Annotated in this window: 13 protein-coding genes and 1 tRNA gene; 9 read left to right on the plus strand and 5 right to left on the minus strand. The window is 63.0% G+C overall.

From position 1 onward, the window contains the following. On the minus strand, nt 1-836 hold an 836-nt coding region (locus AAF563_23780; protein ID MEM7124319.1), incomplete at its 3' end, for a GMC family oxidoreductase N-terminal domain-containing protein. Nucleotides 837-965: 129 nt separating this feature from the next. On the opposite strand from AAF563_23780, the gene AAF563_23785 reads away from it, so the two are divergent. The 3 genes from AAF563_23785 (at nt 966) to AAF563_23795 (ending at nt 6,946) form a co-directional block, all read left to right on the plus strand. Beyond that, the gene (locus AAF563_23785; GenBank protein MEM7124320.1) at nt 966-3,017 is read left to right on the plus strand and encodes a molybdopterin-dependent oxidoreductase; all 2,052 of its coding nucleotides are present in this window, start codon (nt 966-968) and stop codon (nt 3,015-3,017) included. Nucleotides 3,018-3,109: 92 nt separating this feature from the next. After that, nucleotides 3,110-4,564, plus strand: a complete 1,455-nt coding sequence (locus tag AAF563_23790; GenBank protein ID MEM7124321.1) for a hypothetical protein — start codon at nt 3,110-3,112, stop codon at nt 4,562-4,564. Nucleotides 4,565-4,645: 81 nt separating this feature from the next. Further along, the gene (locus AAF563_23795) at nt 4,646-6,946 is read left to right on the plus strand and encodes a molybdopterin-dependent oxidoreductase (protein MEM7124322.1); all 2,301 of its coding nucleotides are present in this window, start codon (nt 4,646-4,648) and stop codon (nt 6,944-6,946) included. A gap of 1 nt (nt 6,947) precedes the next feature. On the opposite strand, the gene AAF563_23800 is transcribed toward AAF563_23795, so the two are convergent. Both AAF563_23800 and AAF563_23805 read right to left on the minus strand, forming a co-directional pair. After that, nucleotides 6,948-7,595 carry a flavin reductase family protein gene (locus tag AAF563_23800; protein ID MEM7124323.1) on the minus strand — a complete coding sequence of 216 codons (648 nt, stop codon included), beginning with the start codon at nt 7,593-7,595 and terminating at the stop codon, nt 6,948-6,950. A gap of 21 nt (nt 7,596-7,616) precedes the next feature. Next, nucleotides 7,617-9,302 (minus strand): thiamine pyrophosphate-binding protein, encoded by a 1,686-nt coding sequence (locus AAF563_23805; protein MEM7124324.1) that lies wholly within the window; start codon nt 9,300-9,302, stop codon nt 7,617-7,619. Nucleotides 9,303-9,436: 134 nt separating this feature from the next. Between AAF563_23805 and AAF563_23810 the strand changes: the two genes are divergently transcribed. The 3 genes from AAF563_23810 (at nt 9,437) to AAF563_23820 (ending at nt 11,132) form a co-directional block, all read left to right on the plus strand. Continuing rightward, a tRNA-Val gene (locus tag AAF563_23810) sits at nt 9,437-9,511 on the plus strand. A gap of 297 nt (nt 9,512-9,808) precedes the next feature. Continuing rightward, nucleotides 9,809-10,669, plus strand: a complete 861-nt coding sequence (locus AAF563_23815; GenBank protein ID MEM7124325.1) for a twin-arginine translocation signal domain-containing protein — start codon at nt 9,809-9,811, stop codon at nt 10,667-10,669. Nucleotides 10,670-10,799: 130 nt separating this feature from the next. Further along, nucleotides 10,800-11,132: a 2TM domain-containing protein gene (locus AAF563_23820; GenBank protein ID MEM7124326.1), complete on the plus strand. Its 333-nt coding sequence runs from the start codon at nt 10,800-10,802 to the stop codon at nt 11,130-11,132. Between the two features lie 9 nt (nt 11,133-11,141). On the opposite strand, the gene AAF563_23825 is transcribed toward AAF563_23820, so the two are convergent. Beyond that, nucleotides 11,142-11,828 (minus strand): TetR/AcrR family transcriptional regulator, encoded by a 687-nt coding sequence (locus tag AAF563_23825; GenBank protein MEM7124327.1) that lies wholly within the window; start codon nt 11,826-11,828, stop codon nt 11,142-11,144. Between the two features lie 131 nt (nt 11,829-11,959). Here AAF563_23825 and AAF563_23830 point away from each other — a divergent pair, with 131 nt between their 5' ends. From AAF563_23830 to AAF563_23840, 3 genes are all read left to right on the plus strand, one after another. Next, a complete protein-coding gene (locus AAF563_23830) occupies nt 11,960-13,204 on the plus strand; it encodes a cytochrome P450 (GenBank protein ID MEM7124328.1) in 1,245 nt (414 codons plus the stop codon). Further along, nucleotides 13,201-14,031, plus strand: coding sequence for a coniferyl-alcohol dehydrogenase (locus AAF563_23835; GenBank protein MEM7124329.1), 831 nt, complete (start codon nt 13,201-13,203; stop codon nt 14,029-14,031). The genes AAF563_23830 and AAF563_23835 overlap by 4 nt, the downstream gene beginning before the upstream one ends. A 123-nt stretch (nt 14,032-14,154) precedes the next feature. Beyond that, nucleotides 14,155-14,556, plus strand: a complete 402-nt coding sequence (locus AAF563_23840) for a hypothetical protein (GenBank protein ID MEM7124330.1) — start codon at nt 14,155-14,157, stop codon at nt 14,554-14,556. Nucleotides 14,557-14,566: 10 nt separating this feature from the next. Here AAF563_23840 and AAF563_23845 read toward each other — a convergent pair. Next, nucleotides 14,567-15,979: cation:proton antiporter (locus AAF563_23845; protein ID MEM7124331.1), on the minus strand; the 1,413-nt coding region annotated here is incomplete at its 5' end.

Consider the following 15,979-nt stretch of genomic DNA (forward strand, 5'->3'; position numbering starts at 1 on the left):
CCAAGGGCGCGCAGATCGTCAGCCGGGCCGACACCCGACAGCATCAGAAGCTGAGGTGAGCCGATGGCGCCTTGCGCCACGATGATCTCGCGCCCGACGCGCGCTTCGCGTTCCTGCCCGTCGCGCTTGTACGACACACCTGCCGCGCGTTTGCCGTCCCACAAGAGCGACGTGACGAACGCCCCGGTCTCGACCGTCAGGTTGGCGCGCTCGTCAGCAGCGCCCAGAAAGCAGCGCGCGACGCTTGAGCGTTTGCCGCCATGCACGGTGAAGTCCAGCAAACCGGCGCCGACCTGACCGGCGCCGTTGAAGTCGGGGTTCGCCGGCAGACCGGACTGCAGGCACGCCGCGACAAACGCATGATCGATCGGCTGCGGGTTGCCAGCCGGCCCGGTCAACAGAGGGCCGGAGTCGCCGCGATAGAGATCGCCGCCGACCGACCGCGTCTCCGAGCGTTTGAAGTAAGGCAGCACGTCGGCATAGGCCCAGCCATCCAGGCCCAGTTGGCGCCAGCCGTCATAGTCGCGCGCGTTGCCGCGGATGTAGATCATGCCGTTGATCGCGCTCGACCCGCCGAGGCCACGGCCGCGCGGCCAATTGACACGGCGTCCGCCAAGGTTGGGCTGCGGCTCGGTGTAGTAGCGCCAATCGAATTTCGGGTGACCGAACGCAAGCGCATTGGCGGCGGGCATGTAGACGCGGAAATCCTTGTTGTTCGTGCCCGCTTCCAGGACCAACACACTGACATCCGGGTCCTCCGACAAGCGACTTGCCAGGACGCTGCCGGCCGATCCGCCGCCAACAATGATGTAGTCGTACGCGCCTGGCTGATCCATCGCCTCACCCTATCGTTCGGACGGCATCTTGGCCCGCTTGAATGGCGCGTCGTCAAGCGAAACCGGGCTCCTGGAATCGTCCCACCTGCTTCGGCTATGGTAGCGCCACAATCTGGGAGTGAGGCGGCCATGCCCGGTACCAAGGAAATCATCAAAACCACCTGCCCGCGCGACTGCTATGACGGCTGCGGCATCGCCGTTATCAAGCGCGATGGCATGATCCGGCGCGTGCTGGGCGATCCCGACCACCCGACATCGCGCGGCGCGCTGTGTGGCAAGTGCGCGGTCGCCTATAACGGCGTCTGGCTGGATGAGAAGGCCCGCCTTCTGCGCCCGCTGCGCCGAACCGGCCCGAAGGGCTCCGGTCAGTTCGAGCCGATTTCCTGGGACGAAGCGCTCTCGACGATCGCCGGCAGGCTCCAGACCATCGCCGACGAGCATGGCGCCGACAAGATCGTGCACACCCACTACACCGGCACGTGTTCGGCCCTCGCCTATGGCTTTCCGTCGCGCTTCTTCAATCGTCTGGGCGCGACCGAGGTCGAACCGGATACCATCTGCAACAACGCGGGCCACGTCGCCTGGGGCTATGTCTTTGGCGACAGTCATGCCGGCTTCGATCCGCGCACGGCGCGTGACTCCGAATGCATCCTGGTGTGGGGCGCCAACCCCTCCCACAGCGCACCACACGCCCACAAACACTGGCTTAAGGAAAATCAGGCCGAGGTGATTGTCGTCGACCCCGTGCGCCATGAAACCGCCGAGGCGGCCGACCTCTTCCTGCAGCCCCTGCCCGGCACGGACGCCGCGCTCGCCTTCGCCATGCTGCATGTCATGCGCCGCGACGGTCTGTTCGACGACGACTACATCGCCGGCAATGTTCTCGGCTACGAGGAGATCGCCCCGCTCCTGGACGGCTGCACGCCCGAATGGGGCGAGGAGCACACCGGTGTCGCCGCCACCGATATCGAACGGGCGGCCAACGCCTATGGCACCGGTCCATCCCTGATCTGGCTCGGTCAGGGCCTGCAGCGCCAGCCCGAAGGCGGCAACATCTTCCGCGCGCTCGCCATGCTACCGGCCTTCACCGGCAATATCGGCAAACCCGGCGCCGGTTTCTATTACCTGAACGACAGCTTCGGCATCGCCAGCCGCAAGGGCGGCGCGCCGGCTTATGAGGCGCCGTCGTCGTCCGACGACGGGCCGCCCTCGATCAGTCAAATGGACGTGCCGGATCTCCTGCAATCGCCAGATACGTTCCGCGCCTACATGGTGTGGAACTGCAATCCCGTTGCCTCCAACCCGGAACAGGCGAAGATGCGGCGCGGACTGGAACGTGACGACCTCTTCACCGTCGTCATCGACTGCTTCCAGACCGATACCGCCGACTACGCCGATATCGTGTTGCCCGCGGCAAGCTTTCTGGAGTTCGACGACCTCGCGTCGTCCTATTTCCACTTCACCTATGGCGCCCAGGTGAAATGCCAGGAACCGATGGGCGAGAGCCTGCCCAACCAGGAGATCTTCCGGCGTTTGTCGCGCGCCATGGGGTTCGAAGAAAACCACCTCTACGAGGACGATCAGTCCGTCATCGACAAAACGTTGAAGTATGCCGACCTCGGCGTCGATTGGCAGACATTGAAAGCAAAGGGCTGGGCCAGTCTGGGCGACGAGCCGGTCGTGTTGTGGTCGGAAGGCAGCTTCCCGACGCCATCGGGCAAGATCGAGATTGCGAGCGCGCAAGCAGAAGCCGACGGCCATCCGCGCGTGCCCCAACCTACCGTCGATCCGCGTCCGGCCGACGGACGCTTCCGTCTGCTGTCGCCGGCTGACAAGTGGCTGATGAACTCCAGCTACGGCAACGACCCGCGCGTCGACGAATTGATGGGCAAACCGCTTGTCACCATTCACCCCGACGATGCCGGCGACCTCGACATAGCCGACGGCGCCGAGGTCTCGTTGAGCAACGATGCTGGCAGCCTCGTCTTCACCGCGCGCATCGCCGACGACATCCCGCCCGGCACGCTGCTGACCCACAAGAGCCGCTGGCCCAAAATGCGCGACGGCGACCCCGCCGGCGGCGGCGCCAACGTCAACCTGCTGCATATCCCGCAGAAGACCGACATGGGCGAAAGCACCAGCGTGCACGGGACGGAAGTAACACTTAAGCGCGAAACTTAGAAAGAAACCTATCCCAAATAGACACCCCTCCTTGTTGACTCAACTACTGGTGTGCCATCTAGAATAGACTTGACCTACAGAAGGGCATTGGAATGGAACTTCCAGTTTTCCTTAAGTCGGGTGAAGTCGCGCGGCTGTTCCCAGTCATCTCAGAGACTGGAAAGGAACAACGTGCCGCATCAATTCTTCTGGCTGTTCTTTCGGCTGTACCAAGCTACACCGACGCTGTGCTTGGAAAGGTTGGGCAGAAGATTAGCGCACGCACGACTATCAACACGTTTACAGAGGTCGTGTTCAACACCGACGACAGAGCAAGTAAGCAAGATAGACCTGACGGACTAATCCAGATCGAGCGCGCAGGTCGCCAATGGAATGCACTGATCGAGACCAAAGTTGGCAACAATCGCCTGTCTAGCGAGCAGATAGAGAGATACCTGAGGTTAGCGAGAGAGAATTCCATCAATGCTGTGATCACCATTTCGAACGAATTCGCAGCCCTGCCGCACCACCATCCAATTGACGTGCAAAAGTCTCTCACCAAGAAAGTGGACCTTCTTCACTTCTCATGGGCTTCCTTGCTAACCGAGGCAATTCTCTTACATGAGAGGGCTGTCGTCGCTGACTCTGAACAAGCCTTTCTACTCAGAGAGTTCATACGCTTCTTCTCGCACACGTCTGCCGGCGTCGCGCGCTACACATCCATGCCGAAAGAATGGAGTGCCGCGGTCGACCGTATTCATGCTGGCGGTACAGTTCCAAAACATGAACTCGCTCACGATGTTGTCGGAGGTTGGCACCAGGAGTTGCGTGACCTCGTCCTCTACATGAGTCGGGTCATTGGTAGACCTGTGACAATCAAACTCTCGCGTAGTGAGTCGAGTGACGCCGAACGTCATCTAAATGACGACATCGAAAAGTTGTGCAGTCAGAGTCTGATGGAAGCTCGCCTACAGATTCCGAATGCTGCATCGGATATCTATGTGGTCGCGGATCTACGAAGCAGAACGCTACGGATCTCGATGCGGCTCGATGCCCCGAGAGACAAGAAATCCGGCAAAGCGAGGCTCAACTGGCTGCTCAGACAGCTAACCAAGGTGACGGATCGAGATCATGTGTCAGTTGGTCTAATCTGGTCATCACGCGCAGCGACTTCGATCTACCCACTTGAAGACTTGATTGAGAACCCTGAGATAGCAGATGGCTCCAGACCGGGATCCGAGATTCGAGCCTTCGACGTTGTTTTGACAAGCGCCAGCGCGCGACGGTTTGCAGGAAGGCGCACGTTCATTGAAGACCTTGAGCAGATGGCGCCTGGTTTCTATGAATCGATAGGGCAACATTTGCGCAGCTGGCAACCGAGACCTCCAAAGCCAAAACACTCGGTCATCGAGCACGAATCTCAGCCGACACCAAGTGTTTCCGATCCAAGTGAACCGAAGTCAGAAGTCCCAACGCTTCCGCCCACTCATGCTGGAAACGCACATTCTGACCTACTCGAGATCCCGGACTACCTACGACGAAGCGCCACGCTCACTGCTCGGAGTTAGGCTTGGTGTTCCAACGATAGCTATCAAGAGGCGTCGCTTTTCCTGGCACCGGCTGGTCGGGTTCGGCATGATCGCGGCGCTATGACGACACGCACCACGGCAACCCACTGGGGTTACTACGAGCACGAGACCGGCGAGGCCGGGCCGGTCATTCGTCCGCTCGCCGACGACCCCGACCCGCCGCTGATCGGCAACACGCTGAAGGACATGCTGGGCGAACGTGCGCGGATCGCGACGCCGCTGGTGCGCAGCAGCTATCTGGAAAGCGGCGGCGCGTGCGACGGTTCGGGTCGCGGCCGCGACCCTTACGTCCCCGTCAGTTGGGACCGGGCGCTCGACCTCATCGTCGACGCGGTCAACCGCACCAAGGCCGAGCTGGGCAACGAAGGCATCTTCGCCGGTTCCTATGGCTGGGCCAGCGCAGGACGTTTCAACCACGCGCAAAGCCAGCTCAAACGGTTCATGAACCTGGCCGGCGGGTTCGTTCGCCACGTCAACACCTATAGCTCGGCGGCCGCCGAGGTCATCGTGTCGCGCGTTCTGGGCGGCGGCATGCTGCCGACCGGCTATGACTGGCCGACCATGAAGGAGCACACGGAGCTCCTGGTCGCCTTCGGCGGCCTGCCGTTCAAAAACGCCATGGTCGACCCCGGCGGCACCGGCCCGCATGTCGACAAGGTCGGCCTGGCCGCCTGCATCAAAGGCGGCATGCAGGCGGTGTCGATCGGCCCGGTCTTGTCCCACAACGAGGACGCCTTCGGCGTTGACTGGCTGGCGCCCCGCCCCAACACCGACGTCGCGTTGATGCTGGCACTGGCCCATGTGCTGATCACCGACGGCAAACACGACAAGGCCTTTCTCGACCGCTGCTGTGTCGGCGGTGACGAGCTGATCGCCTATGTCCTGGGCGAGAGCGACGGTCAGCCGAAGGACCCCTCCTGGGCCGCCGCGATCACCGGCGTGTCGGCGAGCGCCATCGTCGCGCTTGCTCGCGAGATGGAAGGCCGGCGTACGCTGATCTCGATCACCTGGGCCATGCAGCGCGCCGACCATGGCGAGCAGCCATTTTGGATGGCGATCGCGCTCGCCGCGCTGCTCGGACAACTCGGTTTGCCCGGCGGCGGCATCGCCTTTGGCCTTGGCACGTTCAACGACCACGGCGCCGGGCGCCTGCCGTTCCGCTGGGCGGCATTTCCCCAAGGCCGCAATCCGGTCGACCGGTTCATCCCGGTCGCGCGGATCGCCGACATGCTGCTCAACCCCGGCGCGACGATCCCCTACAACGGCATGGAGATCACGTTCCCGGAGATTGGCCTGGTCTATTGGGCGGGCGGCAACCCGTTCCACCACCATCAGGACCTGCACCGCCTGGCCGAAGCGTTTCGCCGGCCCAAAACGGTGATCGTCCAGGATGCGTGGTTCCAGCCGACAGCGCGCTTTGCCGACATTGTATTGCCGGCGACAACGACGCTGGAGCGCAACGACTTTTCCGGCAGCGCGCATGGCGGTTTCGCCGCACCGATGCACAAGGCGAGCGAACCTTATGGCGAAGCGCGCTCGGACCATGAGATCTTCCGTGACCTCTCCGAACGCATGGGCTTCGGCGATGCCTTCACCGAGGGCCGTGACGAGATGGCCTGGGTGCGCCATCTCTATGATATCTCGCGCGAGAGTGCCGCGAAGGCCGGCGTCCAGATACCCGACTTCGACAGTTTTTGGGCCGGCGGTTGGATGCAGGTCGGGCCGCTGACGACCGGCAACCACGCGCTCGCCGCGCTGCGCAACGATCCTGCCGACAATCCGCTGACGACGCCTTCCGGCAAGGTCGAGATTGTGAGCGAAACGATCGGCGGCTTCGGCTATCCCGATTGCGGGCGGCATCCCATGTGGTTCGAGCCGCGCGAATGGCTCGGTGGCGAGGCCGCGCGCAACCATCCCCTGCACCTGCTGTCCGACCAGCCGCGCGACAAACTGCACAGCCAGCTGGACAGCGGTGAACACAGCGCCAGCCACAAGATCAAGAACCGCGAGCCGCTACTGATGCATCCAGACGACGCCGCGCTTCGCGGCATCAGCGACGGCGATATCGTGCACGTCTTCAACGGACGCGGCCGTTGCCTTGGCGGCGCGCAGCTCACCGAGAATGTCATGCCCGGCGTTGTCGTCATGTCGACGGGATCCTGGTTCGACGCCGACGATCCCGGCAACCCGGACAGCCTGGAACGCCACGGCAACCCCAATGTCCTGACCTATGACGCCGGCTGCTCGTCGCTGTCACAAGGACCCGCCTGTAACACGGCGCTGGTCGAGGTCGAGCGTTACGACGGCAACCTGCCGCCGGTCGAAGCCCACGACATGCCTCTGGCAAAGAGCGCGCGTTAGCTTACTGTTCGCGCCGCGAGGCCGTCTCCGTATCCCAGTGGTCGACATGAATACGCGGCAGGTCGAAATGGTCGCTGGTTCGCGTGTAGCTGCTGGCGTTCATGCGGCCGATCGCGGCCAGCCGGTCGATATCGATGTGGAACCGCTCGGGGTCGATGACGATGTCGTCGCGGATGTGGAAGTGCAGCACCTCGCCTAGGACCACGTGACGCGCGTTCTTTAGTTCCATCGTTACGAGCTTTTCGCACTCCATGCTGACCGGGCTGGTCGCGATGCGCGGCGGGCGGACATCGATGCTGTCGACCATGTCGAGTCCGGCCTGCATTACCTCGGAGACATGCGGTTCGAAGTCGATGGCGGAGATGTTCATCTGCTGCGCCAACGGTTCGTCGACGATGTTGACGACGAACTGGCCGCTGACCTGGATGTTCGCGGCGGTGTCCTTCAGCCGGCCATCGGGTCGCGCTTCGAGACCAAGCACCACGATCGGCGGATCGAAACCGACGGCATTGAAGAAGCTGAACGGTGCCGCGTTGACATGACCGTCGTCACGCACGGTCGTGACGAACGCGATGGGCCGGGGCACGACCGTCGAGATCAGGAGCTTGTAACACTCGCGCGGTTCGATGGCGCGACAATCGAAATGCATGGGGAACTCCAACCGAAAGATTCATTCACCGACATAGGCGTGGGCCGCCTGGGCCCAGGGATCGCCGACCACGTCAACGACGACGGGACGGCGCATGGCGAGCGCCTCCTTCAGCGCGGCGCGGATCTCGCCAGGCTGCTCGACACGGATGCCTTCGGCGCCCATGGACTGGGCGATCGCCGCGAAATCTGAAGGCGTGAACTCCCAGGCATCGCCCCAGCGGCCTTCAAGCTTGCCGCCGCGGTCTGCCATTTCCTGATCAACGCCCTGGCTCAGCATGCTGTTGTTGTTGACAACGGTGATCACCGGCACATCCCAGCGCACCGCCGTCTCCAACTCCGTCAGGTGATACCAGAAACCGCCATCGCCGCTGAAGACGACAACCGGGCGATCCGGACACGCAAGCTGCGCGCCGATGCCAGCCGGGAAGCCCCAGCCGAGCGAACCGGCGGCGCGCAGGTAGGACTGGCCGGCATGGTTCAGATCGATATGGCCGGCAGTCCACATGCCCGAATGGCCGGTGTCGGAAACCAGGATGGCGTTCTCCGGCAGCCAGGCGGTCAACTCGGCGCACAAACGCTCGGGCCTTATAGGCGTCGCATCGGACGTCATGTGTTTGTCGATATCGGCGCGCCACGCGGCGACGAAACCGGCCACCCGGTCGATCCAGGGCTGATGGCGGCTGACGTCCGCATCGTCGACCATCAGGTTCAGCATAGCCTCCAAACTGGCGCGCGCATCGCCCTGCAGCGCGACCGCGTTGGGATAGTGGCGGCCAAGCTCCTCGCCGTTGATGTCAAGTTGGATGACCGGGGTGCCCATGGGCGGCAGATGCCAGTGGGCGGTCACCTGGCTGCCCGTGTGGCTGCCGACGAAAAAGACGAGATCGGCTTCCAGCAGCGTCTCGTTGGCCGATCGGCGCGAATAGGTGCCGGGCACGCCGACATTGAGCGGATGATCGCCGGGGATCTGATCCTTCGCGTTCATCGCTGTCGCGATTGGAATGTTGAGTCGCTCGGCCAGGACGAGCACCGCGTCGCCCGCGCCGGATGCCTTGACACCGCCGCCAGCGACAATCACCGGCCGCTCCGCTTTGACGAGCCGGTCGACCGCGTCAGCCATGGCGCTCTCTTCGGCGACGGGACGAAATGGCGGCAGCGCCTGGAACCGCTCCTCGACCACCACATCCAGGACGGCCTCATCCATCTCGACCTCGGCGAAATGGCCGGCCATCTCGACGAGACAGGGGCCCGGCGTGCCCGTGGTCGCGGAGCGAAAGGCCTGTCGCAGTGCCTCCGGCAGCGCCTCGACCACGGCGACATGGGCCTGCGACTTCGTCACCGGCAGAAACGCGGTGGCATCATCGATCTGCTGATAGACGTGGCGGTTCTCGTACTCCGTCCGCGCACCACCGGCCAGCGCCACGATCGGCGTGCAGGCGAGATAGGGGTCCTTCAGGCCAGCAGCGAGGTTCGCGGCACCGATCTTCTGGGCGAAACACACGCCCGGCCGGCCGCTGGCGCGCGCGTAGCCGTCGGCCATGTAGACCGCGGACTTTTCACTGTGGGCCAGAACCCGAGAGACGCGATTGGAGGTTTCGAGCTCGCGCAACAGCCCGCCCAGGACCGCCGGCACCCAGAAAACGTGGGTGACGCCGCTCCGTTCCAGGAACTCGGCCATGAACCGCGCGCCGGTCATCGTCGCCATACCGCGCCCTCCCCGTCGGATGCTTCTGGAAGGTCCAGACTAGCGGCCACAGGCCCCCGGCGAAACGGCGCCGAAGGGCCCGGCTTGACAGGCCCGTCCGCCGGTCCCTATATGCGGCTTCCAGCCTACAGGATGGGCGCGTAGCTCAGCGGGAGAGCACCGTCTTCACACGGCGGGGGTCGCTGGTTCAATCCCAGCCGCGCCCACCATCCTCCAGATTTTCTGCATCAGCGCCGCCGCTGGCCCGGCTACCGAAGCCGTCCGGCTATTGGGTCACGCCTCCGGACCTTATGCGACACTTGAAGATTCTCAATCTCCATAAAATATGATAAAACAATGATTTATGAACGTTTCTTAATTATGGAAACCATACACATTGATCTTGGTATTGCCGACATATGGCGGGGCCGCTTTCGGACCTCATTGCGTTGACAACCCGCGCGCGAATGCCAAGTTTCAGTCAAGGCTCAGAGCGCGACGCCAACCAACAACAAAGGGGATCAACGATGGCGCAAAGTCGACGGGATCTGCTGAAAGCCTCGGCCGCGGTCGCCGCGCCCTATCTGCTGAGCAAGAGCGCGCGCGCCGCCGACGTCTTCGCGGCGGCGGAGCCGGTGGCCTATTTCGAAGGCAAGGGTTATGAGCTGTTGCCGCCCCACGGCCTGATCACCGTGGAAAGCTTCAATGGCGGCATCCGTTATGACGAGCTGCCGGCCCCCGCCGTCGGCGGCAAGACGATCCGGCTCCAAGGCTGCGCGCGGCTTGAGGACATTCCGCGACGGGGCGAGCCGGGCGTGCTGCCCATGTTTCATATCCTGGGGTACCACAATCCCGACCCCGCCTATCCCGGCGAGGTGTTCCATCAGGTGCTCGACTTCCTGGTCAACGGATCCGGGCTCAACCCGCACCGGCTTGTGCTGGTCTCGACCGACCGGTTCGAGCCGATGCGCGTCTACCTCGACGATTTCGACATCGGCCCCCATCAGATCGTGATCCGCCCCTGGGATGAAGTGTATGCCGTCGGCGACGGCTCCGGTTACTTTCGGCCGCCGGACCATCCACACGCGCCGGGCATGCCGACCGTCTCTTTCCACTACCCGCTACCCGGCACAGCACTGGAATCCGAACACTTCTACCCGCTTCCGGGCTACCTGGAGCTGGGCGAGGTCTCGATATCGCAGGCCAGCAGTGGCGGCAGCCACCTGGTGGAAGGCGGGATTGGCGTCGAACGTGTCGCCATGGCCAGGGGTGACGTGGTCGACACCTATGAAGAAGCGCTCATCGTCCTAGCGAACGAGATGGAAGCCGAAGCCCAGGAGCGCGGCGTTCCCCTGCCCTCGGGCTTCCAGCAGTTCCAGAACCTCTAGTCGCCATGTGACGATCGGCCGCAACCCGCACTTGGCAGCGCCGCGGTCGTCACCACATTAGTCAGAAGGTCCAGGCATCGCGCGTGATCCAACGGCTTGCTTGGCAGTTTGGAGAGCGAGGGGCAGGTCGATGAGCGATGAAACAACAGCGACACCGGTCACAATGAGCGAGGCCGATGAAGAGCAGCGCGCCGCCGAAAAGCGCGCCCGCAAACGCGTTGATGAGATCAAGGGCTTCTATCACCACCTGACCGTCTATCTTGTCGTCAACGCGATCCTGTTTCTGATCGATATCTTCAGCGGCGGCGGTGTCTGGTTCTATTGGGTGCTGTTGGGCTGGGGCATCGCGATCGCTATCCACGCGTCCAACACGTTCAGCTTCCTGCCCTGGACATCGAAGGAGTGGGAAGAGCGCAAGGTGCGCGAACTCATGGCCAAGGACAGCGACGAGCACCGTTACTGACGTGACGCGCTAGTCAGCGCCCGAGAGATCCGCAGCAACCACGATCGAGTCGAACTGGCGGGGATCGCCGAGGACCGCGTTGAGCACGAATCCGGCGACCGCACGCGCGTGGGAATCCGGGTCCAGGCGGGGTGTGATTGGCGCCTGATCAAAGATTGCTTCGTTGGCACCGTTGATCAGCCAGCCGACGAACAAAGGATCGACTGTGCGGAACTCGCCGGCGGCGACACCATCGGCGATCGTCTTCTGGTACCACGCGATGATGCGGTCGCGGATTTCGATGAAGTGTACGTGGCGCGGCTGCCGGAGTTCGGGAAGCTGGCAGATGACCTTCAGATAGTCCGGCCACCCGGCCAGCATGCGCGACTCCAGATAGGCCGCCCGATAGAGCTTGACCGCCGCCGGGGCCTGCAGGGAGTCGATCTTGCGGAAAATCGCAAGCGAGCCCTCGCCCGCCTGTTCGATGAGCGCCGTTAACATCGCCGCCTTGTTCGGAAAGTAGTGGTAGAGCGAGGGCTGCCGCAATCCGGCGCGCCGCGCGATCTCACGCGTCGAGGCGCCGCCAAAACCGAACTCAGCGAACACCTCGCCCGCCGCTTTCAGGATCTGCTCTTCGGTCGGCGCATCACCCAACTTGGGCTCGGCGCGGGGCCGGCCGCGTGCGCGTCTGGCGTTGGTATCGCTCGGCTCGTCCATGATTTGCGACCCTAACAGCCGCCGGCCTCGACACACCAGCGTCTTTTTCTATCGATCGATAGAAAAATGTTGACCGTCCGTCCGCCCTCCCCCTAACGTTCTTGCGCCGCTTGGTTCCGGAGTAGACCGCCATGGATCAGCTCACCCTCGACGATATCCACCTGGCCGACATGGCGTTCTGGCAGCGCGACGACCGCGACCACTGGTTCGGCCGTTTCCGCCGTGAGCGCCCGGTGGCCTGGCAGCCCGCGTTCGATGGCGATGGCGAACCGACCGACGAAGGGTTCTGGTCGCTGACGCGGCACGCGGACGTGCGCGAGGTCAGTCGCGACGCCAAGCGGTTCCGGTCCGGCCACGGCACCGGCATGTTCACCGAATCCGACGACGAGGCCTATATCGTCGGTGGCATGTTGAACCGCGATCCGCCGCTGCACACCAAACTGCGGCGCATCGTCGCGAAGATCTTTACCCCGCGCATGCTGCAGGATCTGGAAGCCAGCATGGTGATGCGGGCACGCGAGGTGATCGGCTCCGTCTCGGAACACGGCGCCTGCGACTTCGCCGCCGACATCGCCAATCGCATGCCCATGGGCGTGATCTGCGACATGCTGGACGTGCCGGAGGCGGATCGTCCCCACCTGCAGCACCTGACCGTCACGGCGCTCGGCCACGGCGACGCGGAGATCGGCGACTTCAGTAACTCATACCAGGCGTTTCTCGATCTGAACGCCTATGGCGAGGCACTCGCGAGAGCGCGGCGCAAGGCGCCGGGCGACGACCTGGTCAGCGTATTGGTCGCTGCTGATCTGGACGGTGAGAAACTCTCGGACTTTGATATCGGCATCTACTTTCAGCTTCTGATCACCGCCGGCATCGAAACGACGGCGAGCTCAATTGCGCAGGGCATGACATTCTTGGCTCGCCACCCCGAACAGTGGCGCGCGTGGCGCGAAAACTATGACGATCTGGTCGCTTCCGCGTTGGAAGAAATCGTGCGCTATGCCAGCCCGGTCGTGCACTTTGGCCGCACCGTGGCGGTCGCCACGGAGATCGGCGGTCAGGCCATCGACGCCGGCCAGAAGGTCGTCATCTGGTACAACGCCGCCAATCGGGACGAGAAGGTGTTCGACGAACCCGACCGGTTCGACATCCACCGCACGCCGAACGACCATGTCGGCTATGGCGGTGGCGGCGTGCACCATTGCCTGGGCATGCACCTGGCGCGCCGGGAGATGTATCACTTCTTCAAGCTTCTGTTCGAAACCATGCCCGACCTCGATATCGATCTCGACGGGATGCGGCCGATCAACGGCATGTTCATCAACGGCGTGCGAGCCCTGCCCTGCACCTACAGCCCGACCAAGCTGGCGTCATGACCCTCGACGGCAAACGCATCATCGTAACCGGCGCGTCATCAGGCATCGGACGCGCGACGGCGGACCTGCTGATAGAGCGCGGCGCGAAGGTCATTGCGCTTGACCGGCGTGACCCCAAGGCGAGTGACATGACGTTCGTCCCCTGCGATCTCATCGATGCCGGTGCCATCGACCGCGCCGCCGATGAGATCGAAGGCCCACTGCACGGCCTCGCGAACGTCGCGGGCGTCCCGGGCTCTGCCGACGGCGAGACGGTCATGCGCGTCAATCTGCTCGGCCTGCGCCGCCTGTCGGAACTGATGGTGCCGCGGCTCGGGCCCGGTAGCAGTGTCGTCAACGTCGCGTCATGCGCCGGTACCGGTTGGCGCGCCAACCTCCCCGCGCTGCTCGAATTGATGGCGGCGCACAGTTTCGACGAGGGGCTCGAGTGGGTCCGCGATCACCCGATGACCGGGCCCGACGCCTACAACTTTTCCAAGGAAGCCGTCATTGTCTATTCGCAGATCGCTTCCATGCTGGCGCGTCCGTATGACGTGCGCGTCAACACGGTGAACCCCGGCGCCGTCGAGACGCCAATCCTTACCGACTTCTACGACACCATGGACAACACCATCCTCGACCGCCTGAAGGAGCAGGCTGGCGGTCGCAACGGCAAGCCTGACGAGATTGCACCGGCCATCGCCTTCCTGCTTTCCGACGATGCGCGGTGGATCAACGGTACCGAGCTGAATGTGGACGGCGGCGCGGAAGTCGCCATCAACCTCGGACTGCTTGACGATGATAGCGCACGCGTCGACTTGATCGGCGCATCAATCAAAGACGGTTAACGAGCTTAACGAGTAGATCACGGGCGCCGCGTTGCCCAGTACCGTGGCGAGGGATAGAGTCGTATCAACCCGCATGGCCGGAAGAACTGGTCATTCGGAGCGCTACGTCGGGGGAGGACCGACATGATACGAACCATCGCACTTGTTGTGTTTGCTATTAGCATACTCGCGGCGTCGACGACGCGAGCCCAGAATGTCTATTCATGGATATGCAATATCGAGGGGGCGCCCGCTGAGTTGACAGCCCAGGTCGAGGCCGTGAACTCGGCCGGTGTCTACATGGATCCCAACGGCTTGTTTGCCGGCTCGGTATCACTCGACCAAGTGATCTATTACTACCAGGGTTCACTCGTGTCGCAGACCGGACAGTACTCCTTCGTCGGCGAGAACGAGTATGCGGACTTCACCGATCTCTACACGAACCAACGTTTCCGCGTGAGGATGATCGTGCAGGGCCGAGAACTGCTGATGGTTGTCAACCCGTTCGGGCCGCAGCCCGCTCAGTACCTCTGCCAAATGCGCTAGAGCAGATCGTTCAGTCGGCCGCCTGACGTTCGCGGTCGGCCTCGTCCTGATCGAACAGCTCTTCCAGCTCCTTGGCCCAGTCCTGGGCCGCCTGCGCCATCTTTTCATCGTCGCGGTAGATGTCATGATGGGCGTAGAGCCGTTCGATGTCGTGATCCCTGAACGTCTCGACCGCGCGCCTGGCCTCGGAACTTGATAGGCCCAGGCGGCGCAGTGTCATGTCGGCCATTTCCAGCCCGGAATAGAAGGTGTCGCGAACGAGGTCCTCGATACCCAAGTCCATCAGCCGGTAGGCGTGCTGGCGATCATGGGCGCGGGCCAGGATTTTCAGATGGGGGTAGTGGCGCAAGACGGCCTCGGCCGTTTTGATTGACGCTTCGACGTCGTCGATCGCGAGCACGAAGACCTTGGCCCTGTCGGCACCGGCCGCGCGCAGCAGTTCCAGCCGTGAGGCATCGCCGTAATAGACCTTGTTGCCAAAACGGCGGACGAAGTTGACTTGATCGGGGCTGCTGTCGAGCGCGGTAAAGCCGATCCGCTTGCCCATCAGCGTTCGCGCGACAATCTGCGCAAACCGACCAAAGCCGGCGATCAGGACTTGGTTTTCCTCCGGCATGTCGGTGTCGTAGTCATCCGTTTTGGCGCCGCCCTGGCGCGCCTTGATCCGATCGCTGATGACAAACAACAACGTCGTCACACCCATGGACACGGTCACCACGACAATGAGAAGTTCGGCAATGGCGGGATCGAGAATCGCGCTACCGACCGCAACCGCCAGAATGACAAAGGCGAACTCACCACCCTGGCTCAGGGTGACAGCGAGCATCAGGGAGGTCGACAACGAGCGTTTCATAACAAGACCGACGCCGACCAGAACGAGTGACTTGATCACCATCAAGCCGATCACCAGCAGCACGATCAGGCCGGGCTCCTCGACAACCAGGTTGAGGTTCACCGACATGCCGACGGCGATAAAGAACAGACCCAGCAGCAATCCCTTGAATGGTTCGATGTCGGCCTCCAGCTCGTGCCGGAACTCCGATTCGGCAAGCAGAACACCGGCCAGGAACGCGCCCAACGCCATGGAAAGGCCAATCATGTCCATCACCAGAGCGACGCCGATCACCGTCAGCAGCGCGGTCGCCGTGAAGACCTCGTTGACCTTGGTCCAGGCAACGGTTCTCAGCACGTAGCGCAGCAGATACTTGCCGCCAATGATGACCGCGGCGATAACCGCGATGGCCCGGGGAACGGTGATCCATATGGGTTCGCCGTCGTCAACACCCGCGCTTGGCGCCAGCAAGGGCAGCAGCGCCAGGATCGGGATCACCGCGAGATCCTGGAACAGCAGGATGGCGAACGACGAGCGGCCATGGGCGCTCGACAACTGCCCCTTCTCCGCCAGGATCTGCAGCGCGAACGC

The organism is Pseudomonadota bacterium (assembly GCA_039028155.1).
Taxonomy (GTDB): Bacteria; Pseudomonadota; Alphaproteobacteria; order SP197; family SP197; genus JANQGO01.

Excerpts from the sequence above, each read along its gene's own strand:
- AAF563_23785 (MEM7124320.1), top strand. The coding sequence starts at position 966 with ATGCCCGGTACCAAGGAAATCATCAAAACCACCTGCCCGCGCGACTGC.
- AAF563_23790 (MEM7124321.1), top strand. The coding sequence starts at position 3,110 with ATGGAACTTCCAGTTTTCCTTAAGTCGGGTGAAGTCGCGCGGCTGTTC.
- AAF563_23795 (MEM7124322.1), top strand. The coding sequence starts at position 4,646 with ATGACGACACGCACCACGGCAACCCACTGGGGTTACTACGAGCACGAG.
- AAF563_23800 (MEM7124323.1), bottom strand. The coding sequence starts at position 7,595 with ATGCATTTCGATTGTCGCGCCATCGAACCGCGCGAGTGTTACAAGCTC.
- AAF563_23805 (MEM7124324.1), bottom strand. The coding sequence starts at position 9,302 with ATGGCGACGATGACCGGCGCGCGGTTCATGGCCGAGTTCCTGGAACGG.
- AAF563_23815 (MEM7124325.1), top strand. The coding sequence starts at position 9,809 with ATGGCGCAAAGTCGACGGGATCTGCTGAAAGCCTCGGCCGCGGTCGCC.
- AAF563_23820 (MEM7124326.1), top strand. The coding sequence starts at position 10,800 with ATGAGCGATGAAACAACAGCGACACCGGTCACAATGAGCGAGGCCGAT.
- AAF563_23825 (MEM7124327.1), bottom strand. The coding sequence starts at position 11,828 with ATGGACGAGCCGAGCGATACCAACGCCAGACGCGCACGCGGCCGGCCC.
- AAF563_23830 (MEM7124328.1), top strand. The coding sequence starts at position 11,960 with ATGGATCAGCTCACCCTCGACGATATCCACCTGGCCGACATGGCGTTC.
- AAF563_23835 (MEM7124329.1), top strand. The coding sequence starts at position 13,201 with ATGACCCTCGACGGCAAACGCATCATCGTAACCGGCGCGTCATCAGGC.
- AAF563_23840 (MEM7124330.1), top strand. The coding sequence starts at position 14,155 with ATGATACGAACCATCGCACTTGTTGTGTTTGCTATTAGCATACTCGCG.